Consider the following 19081-nt stretch of genomic DNA (forward strand, 5'->3'; position numbering starts at 1 on the left):
CATAAGGCTTCCTGGTTTCTAAACTAGATATTCGCAAGGCATTGGAGAATCTATGGACCTCAAACAACCTTAACCCCTGGTTACGGCCTGCCTTCGCACTTTCAACGGTGCGAAAGGGGCTGGTTAACTTTGCGTGAACACTTTTTCTATGCGTATCTACTCTTCTCTTTCAAAAATCGGCTTTCTGAAACGGTATAGCTACAAATTTCTCTTTGTGGCCTTTCTGGGCATTCACGTCCCGCTGATCGGAGTCATTACACTCTTGCTGGTTCGTGATGGCGAACCCTGGTCACCGGCGTTTCTGTTCTGGCTGACGCTGGCCTTGACGCTGGTAGCAACGGGCGCCACGCTGTGGGTACAATACCACCTGACCGCACCGATCCGACAAGTGAGTTCAGCTCTGCGGGCGTATGCATCGTCGCGGACGCGCCCCACGTTGCCCACGCACCACACCGACGAAGCGGGTGAATTAATGGCCAATGTGCAAGAGACTATTGGGCAATTGGATGCCCTGTTACGCGAAAAAGAAGACCTGATCGGCCTCATTACGCACGACGTGCGCGGACCGCTGGCCTCGGCTATCGAGCTGCTGGACATCATGCAGGAGGAGACCGACCCTACAGAGCTGGCGCAATGTTTCCAGTTGCTGCGGGGTTCGCTTCAGAATCAGTATGATCTGGTCAAAACGATGTTGCAAGCGCTTCATGTAGAGTCCAATGCGCTCCAGAAGCAGCCGGTGGAACTCCAAAGGCTGATCGACCATGTGTTCCAGGAGGTGAGGCCGGTTGCGGCCCCGAAGCAGGTCACGCTGAAAGTAAGCCATTACGAGAACCATCGCCTGATGCTGCACCGGGAGATGTTCTGCGAGCTTTTGAAGAATCTTCTGATCAACGCCATCAAGTTCTCGAATCCGCAGGACGTGGTGTACCTGAACATCCATCACGATCCGGACGAGTTTCGGCTGGAAGTGATCGACGCCGGCATTGGCTTCGACCCCACCGCGGCCGAACGTATCTTCGAACGGTTCACCCGCGAACGGCAGGTAGGCACCGCCGGTGAGCAATCGACGGGTCTGGGCCTGTACCTGTGCCGCAAAATCGTAGCGCTGCACAACGGCACCCTGACGGCCTACAGCGACGGGCCGAACCAAGGTGCCACGTTTACCATTCTGCTGCCCACCACGAGCCTGACGACGACCGAAACACACGCGTACGGCCATACGTCAGACCCCTCGGCCTAACGGCTCAGCGGAAGCCAGACCGACATATCTGATTGCCCGCGGTTGCCCCAAGCATAGTACGGAATCAGGCGAACGGAGGCGGGCTTTGGTTGGCGGGGCGTTACTTCACGGTAAAGCTGATTTTGCCAGGTTGGCTCTTCCAGAAGCTCCGCCTGCCCTTCCAGGCTCATGACCGCACTGCCGTCGATCTGCATCCTTTTGGGCTGGAATTTCATTCCGACGGGTAACGCTACATTGGCCATCTTTTCGCCTTGCGGCAGGTCGGTCGACTCCAGGCAGTACACGATTGGTCCACGCTTGACGGCCACCTGGTTGCGCGTCTCCTCCACTAGCGGATTGGCTTCGACCAGCTTGGCTTCCATCGGCAGACGCAGTTCGATCACATCGCCTTTCTTCCACTTCCGGTTCACTTCCGCATACGTTCCCGCCGTGAGGGGCACTTGCTGCGGCTCGCCGTTGATCTGCAACGTAGCGCCCTGGCTCCAGCCGGGAATGCGCAGGAAAAACGAAAGGTTCTTTTTAGGAGTCTGTTCCAGCGTCAGTCGGATGTTCCCGTCCCAGGGGTACTCTGTCGTTTGGGTCAGTTTCAACCGCGTGCCGTCAGCCAGCTTGGTGTCCAGCCGATTGCCGCCGTACAGGTTCACCCACACGCCCTGATCCGACACACTGTAGAGGTAGTTGCTGACCTCGGCTACGGTACGCACCGCATTCGGCGGGCAGCAGTTGGAGAGGGCAATGTACTCCTGGCGTTGCCCAGCCCACCGCAGCTCGTAAGGCAGGTCCTGACTGACGCGCAGCGGGTTGGTGTAGAAGAAGCGTTGGCCATCTAGACTCACGCCCGACAGCACACTGTTGTAAAGGGAGAGTTCAAGTACGTCGGCAAAGCGGGCTTCGCCGGTTACCTGCAACATGCGCCAGTTCCAAAGCACGTTGCCGATGTTGGCGCACGTCTCGTTATGCGCCGTCAGGTTCGGAAGTTGGTACTCCCGCCCGTAGGCCTGATGCACCTGCTGGATCTCGCTGGGCTGATACGAGGTTCCCTGCGGGGAGACGCCGTCGTACAACGCGCCACATGCTCCGGTGATGTACATTTTGTGCTGCATCAGGTCGTCCCAGATGGCATCGAGCGCGTGCATCAGCGAATCTTCACCGGTTTCGGCATATACGTCGGCTACGCCCGCGTAGAGGTAGTTGGCCCGCACGGCGTGTCCCATGGCTTTGGTCTGCTGCCGGAACGGAACGCGATCCTGGTTATGGTCCGTGCCCACGCCTTCGCCAACCATCCCACGAATGTCGATTAGTCTCTGCGCCAGTTCCAGGTACTTCGCATCGTGGGTGGTACGGTACATTTCCACCACGCCCATGTAGTGCGACGGACAGATGGCGTTGCGTGCCAGCTCGTCGGAAGCACGCTGGTAAAAGTCGTACAGGTAGTCGGTCGCTTTTCGGGCAACGTCCAGCAGCGCGGTTTTGCCCGTCGCCCGGTAATGCACACAGGCGGCCGTCATCAAGTGGCCCAGGTTATAGGTTTCGAAGTTCAGGCGGTCCTGAAATTCGGTCTGTCCAGCTTCCTGTTTTTTCTGTTCGATGATGACGGGCGTATGGATGTAGCCATCGGCGCGCTGCGAAGCGGCAATCACCGGGATGATCCGATCCATCAGGGCATCCAGCTTTTCGTCTTTCGTGAGGGCGTAAGTGTTGGCCATGGCCTCGAACAACTTGTAGAAATCGCCGTCGTGAAAGGGAGGGCCTTCGTGTTCTCCTTGCGCCAACCCCGCTGCAATCTCAAAGTTCCGGAAGGCATGCGCCACATTCGGATCGCTGTAGATCTCCCACAGATGCGGAATCATGGTATCGCGACACACCTGAAAGCGGTCGGCCCAGAAACCCTCGGTCCAGGCCACATCGCCCATGTTGACGCTATGGAGTTGTGCATGGGGACTCGCGGTGGTGTTCACCAGGCTTTTGTCCTGCGCCATCAGCGACGCACTAACGAAAAAACAAAATACCAAAACAGAAAAAGGCCGTCTCATAGGGTGCAGGTTTCCGGGTAAGAGACCAAAATCCTCCGGAAATACCCTGCCGAATAGGGTAAAACTATCCGCTCCTGAACCATCAGATCATCGGCATTGCCACCATCAATATGATTTTAGCATTAAATAATTGTTATCAAGTCAGAAGAAGAAAAAATATTGCCCAACTACTCAACTTTTTTTGAAAACGGAGGTGAGATTTTTCAACACCGATGCTCTTCCCTAGCAACACCTAAAAATGTACGAGGACCGACAGGTAGCCCTGGAGGTCGTCAATGTTTCATCAACCCATTTAAAACATCAATCTATGAAGCGTTTTTCTCTACTGATCTTTTTGTTCTTCATGATGCCCCTCTATCTGATGGCGCAGACGAACGTTTTGTACGTCTCACGTACAGAAGATGGTGGTGCTTTACCAGTCGGTGATCAGGCTATCGTCAACATGCTCGGAACCATGGGCTATACAGTCCAGGCGGTAGATCAGGATACTTATCGTGATGATCGCGAACTCGTAGACGAATCCGTTGATGTTATTGTGCTCAGTGAGTCCATCTCGTCGAACCGAGCAGTAGCGTTCAGCGATTCGCTTCCTACCTATGCTAAGCCGATCGTGAGCATGGAAGGCTTGGTTTTCCGCGACAACATCTGGGGTCCTCTAACGCAGTATGAAGAAACAGGACAGTTTCTTAAAAATGGCAGAGGTCCTAACCTGCCATCACTCGCCCATTACTCCAATACGGTCATCAACGCCGACCATCCGCTTTTCGAAGGCACCAGCATCGATGCAGGAGAAACGTTTGCGTGGGCAACACAATCTAGTGAAGACACATTGCCAGAAGTCGCTTATTTCTATATCGACAACTATTACGCTAACGCTACTACCCTGGCGGTGGTACCAGGTGAAGTTGGCCAAGGCGATGGCTACCCTACACTCGTAGCGGTTGAACCTGGAGATGAAAATGATCCAGACAATCCGTTTATGTACCGGGCTGTAGTATGGGGAGTATACAGCACTGGCTACACCACACTGACAGAGGACTTCTACACGATCTTAGGCAATGCTATTGACTGGGTAACTGAGGTGCCTACTTCAATCAAATCGGACCTGCTGGCCGGACAAGCCCTGCGCGCTTACCCGAACCCGTTCCGCCAGTCGACGACCATTTCGTTCTCGACCAGCAAAGCTGCTGACATCGAGATGCGTGTCTTCAACCAACTGGGTCAGGAAGTGGCTCGTCAGAACGAGTTCTTCACCGCCGGTAAAGGTGAAATGAAATTCCAGAGCAGCGGCATGAAATCAGGCATGTACTACTACAGCCTTTACGCCGACGGCCTGCTGGCCGGCACTGGAAAAATGATGGTGCAGTAATTTGGATTAGATAGCTCGATCAAAGAAGGCCGATGTAGCGATACGTCGGCCTTCTTTATGTTTGTGCCTGATGGGAGAACGGCCCAGTGATATGAAAAGCGTGCGCCTTGATCTTCTGTGCTGGCTGACGGGCCTGGGTTTGTTCCTTTGGAGCGCAGTCGTATGCCCTTCGGCAGCCCTCGACCTCCAGTTTCATGATGTCTATTTTGTAGCCCGGCTCTCGGATCTGTCTGTAGCCTACGGGATTTGGTTTGCGTTGGCCGGAGGCGTTTACTTCCTCTTCAGGAAGCTCCGTAGCCCCTTGCGCCCACACTTGGGGTCCCTCCATGTGGGCTTGTCCACCGCAGCAGCACTCGGTGTGTGGGGGCTATTATGCTCGCCCGCGCTCAGTGGCATCGTGAGGCGTTATGACTCGCTTGCACCTGGCAGTCTTTCTGCATCCTATTCGCTTCTTTATCTGCTTCTCGGTGCCACCGCCCTCTTTCTGGTGGGGCAACTGCTGTTTGTCATCAACGTGATAGGCGCGTTGGTGCGAGGCAAGCGGTAGTTACTCTTCCCACAGGTTCACCACATCCTTCGTGCGGGACTCGGGCAGTACCTTTAACGACACGAGTGTGCCATCTTTGACCATCCCCTCCACAGTGGTCTGATAAGGCGCATGGAGTTTAAAATGCACGTCCCAGTCTTGGGGCCAGGCGGGCAGAAGCATGATTTTCTCGCCGTCGGTTTGCAGCAGCATTTCCTGCAAGCCGATCATCCCCGAGCCGCCCCAGTTGTGGTCGGGCACCCAATCGAAGCCCGGCCCCCAGAACGCCGGAAAGCGCCGACCGGAGTCGCCCAACTTTAGTTTGGTGAGTCGTGCCGCTTCGTCGGTCAGGCCGAGGCGGGCCGCAAAAATGTTGTCTTGTTTCCACCCGACGTGGCTGCGGAACTTGAGCGCGTCGGGGTCGTAGGCCCAGGTATTCCGCGCGATTTCCAGGTCGGGTTTGCCCACCCCGTAGATGCCCCACGGAAAAACGGGGTAGAGTTGCGGCACTTCCGTGTTGTTGACCCGCGCCCATACCTGCGCCGGGGCAATGGTCCGGTGTCCGTCCACCTCCCGAAAGGCCAGCGGCGGAATCCGTGTCGCCATCTCCTCCGCCCACGTCCGTTGCTCTGGGGTCAGGTACGATTCCGGCAAAGCCAGCAGACTTTCGAGCACCGTCCGCAGGGCCGCACTGGTCGAGGACGCGTTGTAGGTCATCTTGTAGGTTTCGACCGCCGAACCGGGATAGAGGATCAGGTGCCCATCGCCGTCCAGCGCCTTGCTGCCCCGTTGCCGGGCGAGGGACTGGTAGTGCTCGTCGAAGAAGCGGAGGCAACTCTCGATCAGCGGCAGGTACTCGGTGATGTCCTGAGCGGCGTAGCGTTGAGTTTCCAGAAGCATCTGGCAAAACTCCAGCACCGTATCCCACTCGTATTCCAGCCACGCGTTGTACTGCAACCCCGGATCGAAATCTGCCGGTCGTTCCCACCCGTATTCCGCGGGATTGGGCAGACCGTAATTCTCCAGTTGCTCCGTAAAACACGCCCCCCCGTGTCCCCAGTAGACTTCGCTCCGCAGCTCGGCATTGCGCAGGGCACGGTGGTAAAATTCGAACTGCGGACGCATCATGGCCCAATCCCCGCTTTTCAGCATCGGCCAGTAAACGAGGCGTTGGTTCTGGGCGGTCATGGTGCCCCCGCCCCAGTTCCGGTGATCGGGTGTCGCGCGGATCGTAGAGTCGGTCAGCGACGGATCGTAGGTGAACAGCCCACCGTTGAACTTAGTCGGCACGTCGCCGAAGGCATTGCAGCCGAGCAGGTAGCGAAAAAGCTGGTAATTCCGCCCGACCTGCCAGGCCGTATCACTCGGGTTGGCCTGAACGGGCTGGACGAACACGAAGCTCCGGTTCCAGTAGTCGTGCCACCAGTCGCGGGTCGCGGTCCACGCCTTGCGCGCCGACACCTGCCCCGCTTCTTTCACCACGCTTTCCAGTCCCGCTTGCCAATCGGCCTGCGTTTCGGTCTGGTCGACGTGCAGGAACAGTTCCAGTTGATGCGAACGCGTTGCCCCGGTGCTGGTCAGTCGCCAGCCCTGAAAGTCGGTATCGAGGTAGGTGCCAGTGTAGGTGCCGGCGGGCTCCATTTTTCGACCACGCAGCACGCCACCGAAGGTGAGGTGTTTCAGCGGATTGAACAGTTCCCCTTTCACGGAATCCAGCTGCTGCCGGTGCACCGTTACGTCGAATACGGTCGTCTCCCGGTTCCGGTGATAGAACTGTACCGCGTTACCCTGAAAATCAATGGAATCCTGATACGTAGTCACTTCGACGGGTGCCCACTTGTACGACGTCGCATTCTTGGCTTTGCCTTCCACTGCGCGGTCGTGGTGTCGCCAGCTCTCGTAGCTCGCCTCCGCCTGTAGTGGTTGTTTACTTGCCACGTCTACGTGCACCACCGGCCGGAACACATCGACCCAGACGTGCACCTGCGTACCGTCGTTCCCCGTCAGATAAATCGAGCCATCCGCCAGCCGAAGCTCCTGCCGAAACGTTTCGCCCGCAAACGGATTGGGTTCCAGTTGCAGCCGGACGCGCCCCATTTTCAGGAACATGTTGTTCTCGTCGAACGTCCCGCTCCGCGACACGTACAGCAGCACCTCCCCTTCTTCCACCCACACGTTCAGTCCCACATCCCCGCCCCCGCACGGCATCGACTCCCCGGAATGCTGGCTTTGCGTCGTCCAAACCGGATGGTACTGACTCAATTCGGCAGGCTGCGCAAAGGCAAAGAAAGGAAGGAGGAACAGGAGGAGGTGTTTGAGCATGGGTGGGTAGTATGAGAACCGACTGCATTTTATGATCAATTTCGAGATCGGTCGGTGGTGGTAGATTTAAGTTAGGGTGGCAGGAAGCCAAGGCTTCCCTGTGTCCGTTTAGCTTCAGGTTGTACCTGAAGCCAGTAAAGGATTAACCGGGGGAAGAACCACCCCGTTGCGACAAACTCTATCTGGCTTAAGATTGTATCTTAAGCCTTTCGACACAAGGAAGTTTTTAACTTCCTGCACGTCTCTTGTTTAGGAAGCCACAGGTTCCTCTGTGCTCGTTCAGCTTCAGGTACAACCTGAAGCCAGGACTGTATCTTGTGAGTGTACTTTGTTTTACTCGTTATTATGCCTTCCAAGTACGCCATTCGTGATCACCAAGCGCCGCACTTTATCACTTTTGCGACGGTGCGCTGGATTGACGCCCTTTCCCGCCCCTACCAGAAAGAGGTGGTCCTCGATAGCCTGCGGTATTGCCAGCAACACAAAGGCTTACGGCTGTTCGCTTACGTCATCATGAGCAACCACGTTCATCTGATCGCGGCCGCTGCCGACAATTTTTCCCTCTCCAATATCCTTCGTGACCTGAAACGCCATACCAGTCGTCAGCTACTCGACTTGCTGCAAAACGATTTGCAGGAAAGTCGCCGGGACTGGATGCTCTGGCTTTGCCAGGAAGCTGCCGCTCGTAACTCCAATAATCAGTTATACCAGTTTTGGCAACAGGACAATCACCCGATTGAGCTTTCCACCAACACCATGATGGACCAAAGATTGGAATACCTTCATCAGAATCCGGTACGCGCTGGCCTAGTCCGCGAGCCGGAGCATTACGTTTACAGCAGTGCCCTCGACTACGCAGGCGGCAAAGGCTTACTTCCCATCGAATTTTTAGAGTAACTTAATGTTTGACTGTTTCTACCTCTCTTTTTTATTTTTATTAACTACACTCCTGGCTTAAGATTTTATCTTGAGCCACACGAACACAAGGAAGTTTTTAACTTCCTACACATCTCTTGATCAGGAAGCCACAGGCTTCCCTGTGTCGGTTAAGCTTCAGGTGCAACCTGAAGCCAGTAAATGAACCACTCCGTCGCTACACATCAGTCCTCATTTCTCCTCCCAGTCGTCGGTGCGGAAGGAGGAGACTGGCAGGCCGTCGGTGCCGAAGAGCTCGCCGACGATGAAGTCTTTGAACGCGTACCGGACGGCGACCGGGTTTTGCACCATGGGCGACGAGACGGCGATGCTGCCGCGTTGCAAAATGGCCTGTGCCGGGTAGAAAATCTGGTCTTCCCCGGCAATCTCAAATTGGGTCAGGGGCTTGCCGTAGGTCGTCAGGCCGTTCGACGGATTAGAGAACTTCACTTCCACCGTGCTGCCTTTTACTTCCATCGCCTCGTAGGTCGGGCTGGCGTACCCGATGCCTTCGATGCCGTAGGTCTTCGCCAGTGCCCAATAGGCCAGCCGGTGCCCGCCCACCTGTTTATTCGCGGGGTGGATGATGTCTTCCTCGCCGATGTCCATCAACACGGCCATCCCGCTGTTTGGAATCACCGCTTCCACCTTGCGTTGGGCATCGCGGAGGTACGCCGAATTGGCCGGATCGTCGGCCCACGGCTGGTCATAATTGTATGGGGCAATCTGCGCGTAGTAGAACGGAAATTCACCCTGCCCCCAGCGGGTGCGCCACTCCTGCACCAGCGCCGGAAACAAAGTTTCGTACTGCTTTGCGCGGTCGGCGTTCGATTCGCCCTGGTACCAGATCACGCCGCGCATTCCGTACCCGATGATCGGATGGATCATGCCGTTGTAGAGCGTGGTCGGCGTCCGGTTCCGCACCTTGATTGAATCGTCTTTGCCCGGAATGCTAACGTCAGGAAAGGGTTTGAGCGACAGGGGCGTCATCCAGGCCTCGGCCGTGGAGCCTCCCCAACTCGTGTGGATCAGCCCGACGGGCACGTCCAGGATTTCCTGCAACAAACTCCCAAAGTAATAGGCCGTCGCGGAGAAGTCGGCGACCGCGGCGGGACCGGCAACCTCCCACGCCGAAGGTTTGCTGTTTTCCTGCGGCTCGGTCCACGACGAGCGCGGCACGGTGTAGAGACGCAGCTGATCGTTCTTTGAATGCAGGATGGTTTCGTTCGCCCCAAGGATCGGTTGGTTTGGATATCCTCGTAAGGGCATCTCCATGTTCGACTGTCCGGAACAGACCCACACCTCCCCGATCAGGACGTTGTGCAGCGTAGCGGGCGTGCCGTCGCTGACCACTAGGTCGTACGGTCCACCGGCGGCGGGCGTCTGGATCTTCACCCGCCAGGCTCCTTTGCGGTCGGCTTTGACTTTGTAGGTTTTACCGTCCCAAGAGGGCGTCACTGTGACTTGCGCACCGGCATCGGCCCATCCCCAGACGGGCACTTCCCCTTCGCGTTGCAACACCATGTTGTCGGTGAACAGCGAAGGAAACCGAACTTCCGCCCGCAGGGAAAGGGGAAGCAGTACAAAAAGGAAAAAAAGAGAACGTGTTCGTATCATGTGTTTGACTATTCTACCGCAAGCATTCTGCCACACCTGGCCGGCCACACCGCGCAGGCTTGTGGCAAATTCTGCATGCCTCCGCGGCGCGGTTTTCAACATGCGCACGTCGGGCCACATAGGCTAAAAACGTGCAAAAATGACAACCACAAGCAGAATGCTTGCGGTCTTAAAGCGACCCTTACTTCACCGGCACATCGGCCGATTTCAATCTGGACGGCACCCACGTCGATATCAGGAAGCCGACCAGGAAAATGACCGAGGTGCCCAGCACAATGGTCAGGTAACTGTGCAGGTGGATGCCCGGCAACGCATCGCCAAACAGCAACGGCCCCGCACTTAACCAGAGGATCACAATCAATCCGGCGATCATCCCGACCAGCGCGCCGGTCGCGTTGCTGGTGCGGACAAACGCGGCCAGGAGGAACAGCCCCAGCATCCCACCGCTGAAAATCGACGCCAGTTGCCACCAGGCGTCCAGCGCGCTCTTCACGTTGATCATCGCAATGCCGATGGCGATGCCCAGAATGCTGATGACCAATGACGCCCCGTACAATACCCGCATCGTGGTTCGTTCCGAGGCATTGGCGTTAATGTAACGTTGGTAATAATCGGTCAGGAAGACGGTGGCCGAACTGTTGAAGCTGGTCGAGATCGTGCTCATGCCCGCCGCAAAGACGGAGGCGATCAACAGCCCCGACAACCCAGCAGGCAGTTCGTGGACGATGAAGTACGGGAAGATGCGGTCGCTGCGGGTGGCGTCCTGCAACTCGGCCGGCAGTTCGCCCGCCGCCGACGTGTAGAAGGCAAACAGCCCCGACCCGATGAAAAGGAACAGGAGCGACACCGGAATGTAGAGCAAGCCGCCGAACAGGGCCGAACGTTTCGCCTCCCGGTCGGTGCGCGAGGCTAAGTAGCGCTGTACGTAGTTCTGGTCGATGCCGTAGTTCTGCAGGTTGATGAAGATACCGTAGACCAGCACTACCCAAAAGGTCGGCTCCGACAGGTTGGCGCTGAAGCTTCCGAGGCTGAATTTATCGTTGGCCGCCGCGATCGAGAACAGTTGCGAGGGACCTTCCGGCATCGCAAACAGGAGGTACACCGCACAGGCCAGCGCCCCGCCGATCAGGATGATGCCCTGAATGGCGTCCGTCCAGACCACCGCCTGCAAGCCGCCGAGCAGTGAGTAAACGGCCACTACGACGCCCGTTACTACAATGATCGTGATGATGCTCCAGCCGAATACGGCGTTCAGCGCAATGGCCATCAGGTAGAGGATCGTGCCGATGCGCATCAGTTGCGTCAGGAGGTAACAGGTCGAGACGTAGACGCGCGCCCACGGCCCGAAGCGCTGCTCCAGAAAGGCGTAGGCTGACGGACTGTTAATGCGCCGGTAAAGCGGCACAAAGAAGAGGACGGCCACCACCGACGCGACCGGAATCGACAGGCTAAAGACGAAAGCGTTCCAGTTGGTGAGGAAGGCGTTGCCCGGCAGGGCCAGAAAGCTGATGCTGCTCACAAACGTGGCGAAGATCGACATCCCCACGACCCACGCCGGAATGCTGCTGTTCCCCAGCGTAAAGGCCGACGCCGTCTTGTTTTTCCGGTAAAACGAGCCCCCATAAACGGTGATGCCCAGCATGTACACAAAAAAAACAAGGAGGTCCAGCAGTTGCATGTGGCAGATAAGCGAGTGAAAAGTTACAGGTTACAAGCGGTCGCCGCGCGATTACAGGGTTAGCGGAAGTAAGTGGCAATAGCCCTTCGCCCAGGTTGCGCTTCGTGCTTCTCAGAGCCCTTCGTGTCTCCGTGTCTCAAACGGGTATGGTCTGCATATCGACTACACACGAACGGAAAGGGTTAGCTCTTCCAGCGTATTTCGGAAGATCGTCATTAGATCGTCCAGACGAATCAACTCCTGGCCCGACAAACTGTGCACAGACGTACGGGTCGTCGCCCCGATGGCAAGTCCCCGCTTTTGCAGAAAGAGCTTGGCCGACAGCGGGTAATTCATGTGCACCAGCGGGTCGATCACGCTCAGCAGCGCGTTCAGCTTTTGAATCGATTCCGCTTTGTCCGGGTCGGCGTAGTGTCGGCAGAGGTAACTGTAGAGTTCGGGGAAGAAGTTTGCCCCGATGGGCGACAGGCCGCGTGCCCCCTGTTGCAACGAAGTCAGCCCGGTCGGGATGTTGGCGTTGAACAGACCGAGCGACGAACCCTGAATGGCCTCCAGCTTTTGTTGAATTTGAGTCGAGTCGCAACTGGTGTCTTTGTGGTACACAAAGCGCCCCGATTGGGCCATCCAGCCGACCAGCTCGGACGACAGCAGACGCTTGTAGGGCACCGGACATTCGTAAATGCCGAGCGGAATGCCGTCCGTTTTATCGACCAGGGCTTCCAGTTGCTGCTGAAACTCCCCTTCCGACGCCTGCGCATCGACCAGTTGGTTGCTGCTGATGATCACCGCCGCTACCCCCAAGTCGTACACCCGCTTGATGAAATCGGCGTTGGTGTCCAGGTCGGCACCGAACGAGCCCGTCGCCACCACCGGCACGCGTCCCGCTGTAGTCTTCAGCACCGTCTCGATCACCTGCAACCGCTCCCCTTCCGTCAGTTGGAACATCTCGCTCGACAAGCAATTGGCAAACAGGCCGTTCGAGCCTTTTTCGAGGTAAAACTCGGTCAGTCGTTCCAGTCCCGGCAGGTCCAATTCGTTGTTGTCCCGGAAGGGCGTCAGCATCACCGGCCACAGTCCGGCCGGTAGTGAAATATCGTTCATGTAGCTCAGTTCTTGATTTGCAGAGGCGCATCCGCCGCCGCAGTGCAACCAGAAAGAGGGCCACACCCGGCGATTATCACCGTCGGCTCACAACTATTTTCCAGCCGCCTTCCTGCGACACAAAAAAGACGTACCACGCCACGCCTCCTCAGACAACGTGACCGTGGTACGTCTACGAACCCACGTGAAGAAATTAATAGCCCGGATTCTGGGACAGACTCGGGTTGGCGTTCAGTTGCGATTGCGGAATCGGGAACAGGTTGCGCGTCTGCGGCGATGCCTGCTCCTTGAAATCCCACGGACGGATGTACTGCCCGAACCGCACCAAGTCGTTGCGGCGCCAGCCTTCACCCGCCAGTTCCCAGCCGCGTTCGGCCAGCATTGCATCGAGCGTCAGCGTGCCCGCGGTATACAGTTTCTCCGGCATGTTGGGAAACGCACGCGCCCGCACCTGGTTCACCAGATCGACCGCTTCGCCGGGGGCCATGCCGCCGTTCTTCCGCATCAGGGCTTCGGCTTTCATGAGCAGAATGTCAGCATAGCGGAAGATCGCAAAGTCGCTTTCCAACTCGAAATTCTTGGCCGCGGTGTAGTCGTACTTCGCCAGCCGGACGCCCTCGTTTTCGTAGGCCGTCTCCAGCCCGGTCAGGTCGGCCGTGTAGATGAGCGGCTCACCGGCCCGCTCCTGGTTGCAATAGAGGATCTCACCGGAAGTCGAGGTCTGTAAGCCTTGCAGCCAGATCTGCCGCCGGATGTCGGTCGAATCGTACGACTTGTAGAACGACGGCACGGCGCACATGCCGTTCCACCCGCCGTTTTCGCCCGCGAAACGCTTCATGCCGTTGAAGTGGATGCCCCACAGGTGATGCTGGAAGCTCCGCGCGGGCACGCCCCCACTGCCCCAGTCGGTCGGAAGGGTTTCGGAATAAGGGATCACGAAGATGTTCTCGGTCGAGCCCTGGTTCTGCTTCGCGAAATTGGCGAAGTAATCGCCCTGCAGCGAGTAGAGGCCCGAGTTGATGATGGCATCGCACGCGGCGATGGCCTCGTCCCACATGGGCTGCCCGGTGTACACCTCGGCGTTGAGGTAGAGCTTGGCGAGGGTCGCGTAGGCGGCCATTTTATGGAAGCGGCCGTACATGTCGGAGCCCGGCGCGGCCAGGTTCGGCAGGATCTCGTTCAGCTCCCCAACGGTGAAGTCGAACACCGCTTTTCGGTCTTCGTTTTCCGGGGCATACCCCTCCGGCACGTCGAAGCGGTCTACCAACGGCACATTGCCGAACATGTCGACGGCGTTGAAGAAGTAGAAGGCGCGCAGCCCCCGCAGCTCGTAGCCGATGTTGGTGACGGTTTCGCTGGGTTCTTCCAGTTGGCTGAACTGATAGAGTGTCCGGTTGCAACTGTTGATGCTGCTGTAGATGAACGTCCAGCTCGCGTTGAAGGCCCCTTCGGAGGTGGTCCATTCGTGGCGGTGGTACCGCTGAAAAATGCCGCCGTTGTACCAGTGAATGCCCCGCGTCGGGATCAGCATCTCGTCGGTCGTCAGCGTATTGAGTCCCCACGGCGAGTCGGGGTTGGTGTAGGCACGCAGGTTGACGTAGGCGGGACCGGCCGAAGCCAGGACCTGCCGTTCGCTCTGGTAGAAATCTTCGTTCTTGATCGAGCTGTAAATGTCCTCGTCCAAGTTGGTGCAGGCGAAAAGACCGCCGCACATCATCAGGATGAATAGGTTCTTTTTCATGGGTCTTCTCGGTTAAAAGGATACGTTAAAGCCCAGCGTGTAGGTCCGGGTGCTGGGGTAATCGAAGCGGTTGTCGTGGCCGGGTTCCAGTCCGCCGATGGCCAGTTCGGGATCGACGCCGCTGTAGCCGGTGAACAGGAAGGCGTTGGTCACAGTTGCATACAAGCGGCCGTTTTTCAGCCACGCGATGTTCCGGAACGGGAAATTGTAGCCGAGCGTGATGTTGTCGATCTTCACAAAATCGCCGTCTTCCACGTAATAGCTCGAAAACTCCGGATCGTCCCACAGCGGCGTGTCCATCGCCGACTTCATGATGTTGCGGGGCAGAAACTTGGGGTTCTCGTGCCAGATGCGCTTGGCGTTGATGATCTGGTGGCCGAACATGCCGCGCGCCATCACCGACAGGTCCCACTGTTTGTACTTGAAGGTGTTGGTCAACCCCGCGTAAAAGTCGGGAATGCCGTTGCCGATGTCGGCGCGGTCGTTGATGTCGATGATGCCGTCGGCCTCGCCGGTACGCGGGTTGTAGTCGCGGAAAATCCACTCGCCGTTTTCGTCCAGCCCCTCGTACACCAGCCCGTGGATGATGCCCAGCGGCGCGCCCTCGCGGTACTGGTGCGTCCAGGCACTGATGCCCGGCGAACCGATGTCGCCTACGTTTCGGTACTCCAGCTTGTAGTATTCGTTCGAAAGCGAGAGGAGCTTGTTCCAGCGGTAGTCGGCGTTGAAGGCGATGTCCCACGTGAAATCCGCTTTCTGTACCGGCGTTACGTTAAGGGTGAACTCAATCCCCGAGTTGCGCAACGACCCGACGTTCGACCAGGTGGTCGGAAACAGGTTGGGCGGCACGGGCACGTCGTATTCGTGCAACAGGTCGCGCGTGTCGCGCACGTACGCATCGACGGTACCGCTCACGCGATTGCCCGTTAGGGCCCAGTCGATCCCCACGTTCCACTCGTGTTTGGTTTCCCACTTCAGGTTGGGGTTCGGGTTGCTAATCGGCTGTACGCTCGGGATGAACTGCCCCTGGTAGAAGAAGTAGCCACCCTGCCCGAGGCGCGTCAACGACAGGTACGGCGGCAAGCCCTGATTGCCCGTGACGCCGTAGCCGGCGCGGAGCTTCAGGAAGCTCAGGCGACCCAGGCTGCTCATAAATCCTTCTTTCGTCAGATCCCACGCCCCGGAAAGGGCCGGGAAGGTTCCCCACTTGTTGTTTGCGCCAAACTTGGTGGAGCCTTCGCGCCGGATGCTGGCCGACAGAAAGTACTTGCCCTGGAAATTGTATGCCAACCGGCCGAAAAAGCCAACCAGGCGACTGTTGTCCTTGAACGACGACATGGACGCGCGGCCGTCCTGCAGCCAGGTACCCGACCCCAGATCGTTGTAGCCCAGCATGTCGGACAGGAAGTTGGTATTCTGCGCCTCAAAGCCTTCGTTCGTAAATTCCTGGAACGAGTAGCCCGCCACCATGTTCAGGTTGTGGTTCGTCCACTGCCGGTCCCAGCGCAGGGTGGTTTCCAGCGTCTGTACGTTACGCACCTCAGCGTAACGGCTGGCCTGCCCGCTCGATCCGGCCGTTTCCTGCGGCAGCGAGTAGCTGGGCTGGTAGTACCCGTTCAGTTGCCGGTTGGCCTGGATGCCGCCCAGCACGCCGACCTGCAGCGACTTCGTGATGTCGAAATTGGCTCCCAGGTTGCCGTAAATCCGCGTGCCGCCGTCGTCGCGCGTCCGCTCGGTCAGCACCCCCACGGGGTTGTCGTACTGCCATGCGCCAATGTATTCGGTCAGGCTGCCGTCTTCGTTGTAGACCGGCTCGGTCGGGTTCCGCTGGATCACCTGCCGCACGGCGTTGTAGTCGACCGGATTGCGGTTGTAGTTGGCCAGCCCCAGTTGCACGTTGAAGTGCAGGCGGTCGTTCAGGGCGTCCTGGTTCAGGTTCAGGTTGACACGATACTCCCGGTTTTTGGAGTTGAGCAGCACGCCCTCTTGATCCACGTAGAAAAACGACATCCGGTACGAGGTGTTCTCTGCCCCGCCGCTGAGCGACAGGTTCTGGATGTGGCTGAAAGGGGTCCGCGTAATTTCGTCGTACCAGTCGGTGTTTTGCCCGTAGTCGGTCATGCTGGCCGCTACGTCGGGATGCGTGGTTTCATAGCGACGCTTTATTTCCCGGTACTCGTCGGCGCTCAGCACTTCGACTTTCCGCAGGGTCGATTCGGTGAAAAAGCGGGAAGAATAATCGACCTGGGTCGAGCCCTTTTTGCCCTTCTTGGTCGTCACCAGAATCACGCCGTTGGTGCCCCGCGTGCCGTAGATGGCCGCCGCCGAACCGTCTTTCAGGATGTCGATCGACTCAATGTCTTCCGGCGCGATGGTCGCCAGGTTGCCGCCGGGAATGCCGTCGACCACGACCAGGGGTGCCTGGTCGGCACTGATGCTGGACGCCCCGCGCAGCCGCACTTCGAAGCCCCCCGTCGGATCACCGCCGTTGGTGCGGGTCACCGAGAGCCCCGCCACTTTCCCTTGCACCAGTTGCATGGCGTCGGTGACCGGACCGGGGTTGAACTCTTCGGGCTTGACCGAGGCCACGGCGCCGGTGAGCTCGCGCTTGGTAGACGTGCCGTAGCCGATCACCACTACTTCGTCGAGCGACCTAGTGTCGGTTTCCAGGGTGACGCTGATCTGCGTCTGGTTGTTGATCGCCACTTCCTGCGGCAAAAATCCGACCGAAGAAAACACGAGTGTGCCGTTACCGGAAGGCAGGGAGAGGGTGTACTTCCCCTCGATGTCCGTGCTGGTGCCGACCGTGGTGCCTTTCAGCACGACGCTGACGCCGGGCAGGGTTTCGCCCAGATCGTCGACCACCTGTCCGCTGACCACGAAGGCCCTCGGCCGATGAAGTTCGGCCCGTATCGGAAAAGCAGTGCGGGCTTTGCGGGTCGCCACGGGCGTATAAAAAGGCGAGTGCTCCAAGCGCGGCAGCAGCGTCTCTTCGGCGGGGCGAATGACGTACAGGTGTGCGTTGATGCGTTTAAACGCCAGCTTCAGCGGCAGCAGCAATTCGGTCAGCTGCTTTTCCAGGTCGTCGGAAGTCGGCAGTTCCCGGCTCACGTACACGTCTTCCAGCAGCGCGGCCTCGTAGACAAAATGGACACGGTGTGCGGTTTCCAGCTCCAGCAGCGTGCGTTTCAGGGTCTGTTGTTGTTGTACGGCCCGTTCGGGCTGGGCCAGGGCCGTGTGACGGGAGGCCAGAAACTGCGCCCGCACCGGTGCAGGCAGAAGTCCGGCTATCAGCAAGGCCAACAGAGGCACCAGGAGCCACTGCGGACCGGTTCGGCGGCCGACCAGCGACCTCCGAGAAGAAGTTAAAGATGAAGACATAGGTGTTTGAGATTAACAGGTTTTTACTAGGGAAGACAGGCAACTGCTACATATGCAAAAGGGTAGGTGGAAGAACTATTCGTGAAGGCGGTAAACGACCTGAGTCGCGTCCCGCTCCAGGGTCAGATCGAAGGTTTCGGCCAACGACACCAGCAGGCCGTCCAGGTCCGAGGTCGGGATCGTGCCGGTGAAGCGTCTTGCTGCCAGTGCAGAATCCGCAAACACGACCCGCAAGCCGTAGGTGTCCTCGATGGTTTGGGCTACGTCGAGCAGCGGGGTCGCCGCAAAAACGAGCTGTTGTCTGCGCCAGGCCGTGTATTGTTCCGGATCGACTTTCCGTTGCGCCAGCGTTTGGGGACCACCGGCATACGCAACCAGGTCGCCGGGGTGCATCTCTACCTGCCGGGTCTGACGCACGTCGCTCACCTTGACTTTCCCTTCCGTCAGCACCACCTCACCGCCACCGCGCCGGTTGTTCACGTTGAACTGCGTTCCCAGCACTTCGATCTGGAGGCTGTCGGCATGGACGATGAACTTCTGATCGGTGGCCGTGTGGCGCACCGAGAAAAACACTTCGCCCTTCACCCACACGTCCCGGTCGTCGGTGGCTTCCCAGCCGGACGCACACGTCAGCGAAGAGTGGGCGTTGAGCACCACCGTCGAGCCATCGGGCAGCGTAACGGTTCGCGTTTCGCCGTAGGCCGTGGTGTAGGCCAGCGGTTCGGGGGTAAACAACGCGGGGGAAGTTTGATACAGATACCCAATTACACTTACCAGGAGGGCCACACAGGCCGCCGCCAGCGCCATCCACCGTTTCCGACGCGGTTGCATTCGCTCCGCAGCGCGCAACCGGGGGGCTGTTCCTTCCTGCCGAATCTGGCGATGAATCTGCTGCAGGCGGGCTTCGACGCGGGATTCGGGCAACCGATGTTCGGGAAAACGCAGGGACTGCAACATCCGGCGGGTTTCCAGCACCAACGCCCGCCGTTCCGGATGGCGCTGCATCCACGCGTCCCAGTACTGATCCAGCGCTTCGTCGCCGCCTTCGACCCATTGCAGGAATCGCGCATCGGCCAGCAGATCGTCTCGGTCAAAGTGTTCGGGGTCCATCGGTGCGTCGTTTGCCTCTATAAAGCAGCCGATGCGCAGAGTACCCCA

General features: G+C 58.1%; 11 protein-coding genes. 3 read left to right on the forward strand and 8 right to left on the reverse strand.

What is annotated here, in order from left to right; translation table 11 throughout:
* Positions 1 to 148 precede the first annotated feature (148 nt).
* Positions 149 to 1240 carry a sensor histidine kinase gene (locus tag BLR44_RS22060; protein ID WP_089686209.1) on the forward strand — a complete coding sequence of 364 codons (1092 nt, stop codon included), beginning with the start codon at positions 149 to 151 and terminating at the stop codon, positions 1238 to 1240.
* On the opposite strand, the gene BLR44_RS22065 is transcribed toward BLR44_RS22060, so the two are convergent.
* On the reverse strand, positions 1237 to 3273 hold the full coding sequence (locus BLR44_RS22065; protein ID WP_089686211.1) for an aceric acid hydrolase: 2037 nt from the start codon (positions 3271 to 3273) through the stop codon (positions 1237 to 1239). The genes BLR44_RS22060 and BLR44_RS22065 overlap by 4 nt on opposite strands.
* Positions 3274 to 3580: 307 nt before the next feature.
* Between BLR44_RS22065 and BLR44_RS22070 the strand changes: the two genes are divergently transcribed.
* Positions 3581 to 4642, forward strand: coding sequence for a T9SS type A sorting domain-containing protein (locus BLR44_RS22070; protein ID WP_176956159.1), 1062 nt, complete (start codon positions 3581 to 3583; stop codon positions 4640 to 4642).
* 547 nt (positions 4643 to 5189) lie between these two features.
* On the opposite strand, the gene BLR44_RS22080 is transcribed toward BLR44_RS22070, so the two are convergent.
* The gene (locus tag BLR44_RS22080) at positions 5190 to 7490 is read right to left on the reverse strand and encodes a DUF5703 domain-containing protein (RefSeq protein ID WP_089686217.1); all 2301 of its coding nucleotides are present in this window, start codon (positions 7488 to 7490) and stop codon (positions 5190 to 5192) included.
* 345 nt (positions 7491 to 7835) lie between these two features.
* On the opposite strand from BLR44_RS22080, the gene BLR44_RS22085 reads away from it, so the two are divergent.
* Positions 7836 to 8387, forward strand: coding sequence for an REP-associated tyrosine transposase (locus tag BLR44_RS22085; protein ID WP_089686439.1), 552 nt, complete (start codon positions 7836 to 7838; stop codon positions 8385 to 8387).
* 210 nt (positions 8388 to 8597) lie between these two features.
* Here the strand turns inward: BLR44_RS22085 and BLR44_RS22090 are convergent, their stop codons facing one another.
* The 6 genes from BLR44_RS22090 to BLR44_RS22115 all read right to left on the reverse strand — a co-directional run bounded on the left by BLR44_RS22090 (position 8598) and on the right by BLR44_RS22115 (position 19033).
* A complete protein-coding gene (locus BLR44_RS22090; RefSeq protein WP_089686219.1) occupies positions 8598 to 10022 on the reverse strand; it encodes a sialate O-acetylesterase in 1425 nt (474 codons plus the stop codon).
* Between the two features lie 181 nt (positions 10023 to 10203).
* Positions 10204 to 11700: a sodium:solute symporter family protein gene (locus tag BLR44_RS22095; protein WP_089686221.1), complete on the reverse strand. Its 1497-nt coding sequence runs from the start codon at positions 11698 to 11700 to the stop codon at positions 10204 to 10206.
* Positions 11701 to 11862: 162 nt separating this feature from the next.
* Positions 11863 to 12801 carry a dihydrodipicolinate synthase family protein gene (locus tag BLR44_RS22100; protein WP_089686223.1) on the reverse strand — a complete coding sequence of 313 codons (939 nt, stop codon included), beginning with the start codon at positions 12799 to 12801 and terminating at the stop codon, positions 11863 to 11865.
* A 193-nt stretch (positions 12802 to 12994) separates the two neighbouring features.
* The gene (locus BLR44_RS22105) at positions 12995 to 14542 is read right to left on the reverse strand and encodes a RagB/SusD family nutrient uptake outer membrane protein (protein WP_089686225.1); all 1548 of its coding nucleotides are present in this window, start codon (positions 14540 to 14542) and stop codon (positions 12995 to 12997) included.
* 12 nt (positions 14543 to 14554) lie between these two features.
* Complete coding sequence (locus BLR44_RS22110; protein WP_089686227.1) at positions 14555 to 17923, reverse strand: SusC/RagA family TonB-linked outer membrane protein; 3369 nt, start codon at positions 17921 to 17923, stop codon at positions 14555 to 14557.
* Between the two features lie 75 nt (positions 17924 to 17998).
* Complete coding sequence (locus BLR44_RS22115; RefSeq protein ID WP_089686229.1) at positions 17999 to 19033, reverse strand: FecR family protein; 1035 nt, start codon at positions 19031 to 19033, stop codon at positions 17999 to 18001.
* Positions 19034 to 19081 lie beyond the last annotated feature (48 nt).

The sequence above is a fragment of the Catalinimonas alkaloidigena genome, from assembly GCF_900100765.1.
GTDB lineage: Bacteria > Bacteroidota > Bacteroidia > Cytophagales > Flexibacteraceae > Mooreia > Mooreia alkaloidigena.

What these genes read in the sequence shown, in the direction of transcription:
- BLR44_RS22105 (WP_089686225.1), bottom strand. Translation starts at nt 14,542, where the DNA reads ATGAAAAAGAACCTATTCATCCTGATGATGTGCGGCGGTCTTTTCGCC.
- BLR44_RS22100 (WP_089686223.1), bottom strand. Translation starts at nt 12,801, where the DNA reads ATGAACGATATTTCACTACCGGCCGGACTGTGGCCGGTGATGCTGACG.
- BLR44_RS22080 (WP_089686217.1), bottom strand. Translation starts at nt 7,490, where the DNA reads ATGCTCAAACACCTCCTCCTGTTCCTCCTTCCTTTCTTTGCCTTTGCG.
- BLR44_RS22115 (WP_089686229.1), bottom strand. Translation starts at nt 19,033, where the DNA reads ATGGACCCCGAACACTTTGACCGAGACGATCTGCTGGCCGATGCGCGA.
- BLR44_RS22095 (WP_089686221.1), bottom strand. Translation starts at nt 11,700, where the DNA reads ATGCAACTGCTGGACCTCCTTGTTTTTTTTGTGTACATGCTGGGCATC.
- BLR44_RS22070 (WP_176956159.1), top strand. Translation starts at nt 3,581, where the DNA reads ATGAAGCGTTTTTCTCTACTGATCTTTTTGTTCTTCATGATGCCCCTC.
- BLR44_RS22060 (WP_089686209.1), top strand. Translation starts at nt 149, where the DNA reads ATGCGTATCTACTCTTCTCTTTCAAAAATCGGCTTTCTGAAACGGTAT.
- BLR44_RS22085 (WP_089686439.1), top strand. Translation starts at nt 7,836, where the DNA reads ATGCCTTCCAAGTACGCCATTCGTGATCACCAAGCGCCGCACTTTATC.
- BLR44_RS22065 (WP_089686211.1), bottom strand. Translation starts at nt 3,273, where the DNA reads ATGAGACGGCCTTTTTCTGTTTTGGTATTTTGTTTTTTCGTTAGTGCG.
- BLR44_RS22110 (WP_089686227.1), bottom strand. Translation starts at nt 17,923, where the DNA reads ATGTCTTCATCTTTAACTTCTTCTCGGAGGTCGCTGGTCGGCCGCCGA.
- BLR44_RS22090 (WP_089686219.1), bottom strand. Translation starts at nt 10,022, where the DNA reads ATGATACGAACACGTTCTCTTTTTTTCCTTTTTGTACTGCTTCCCCTT.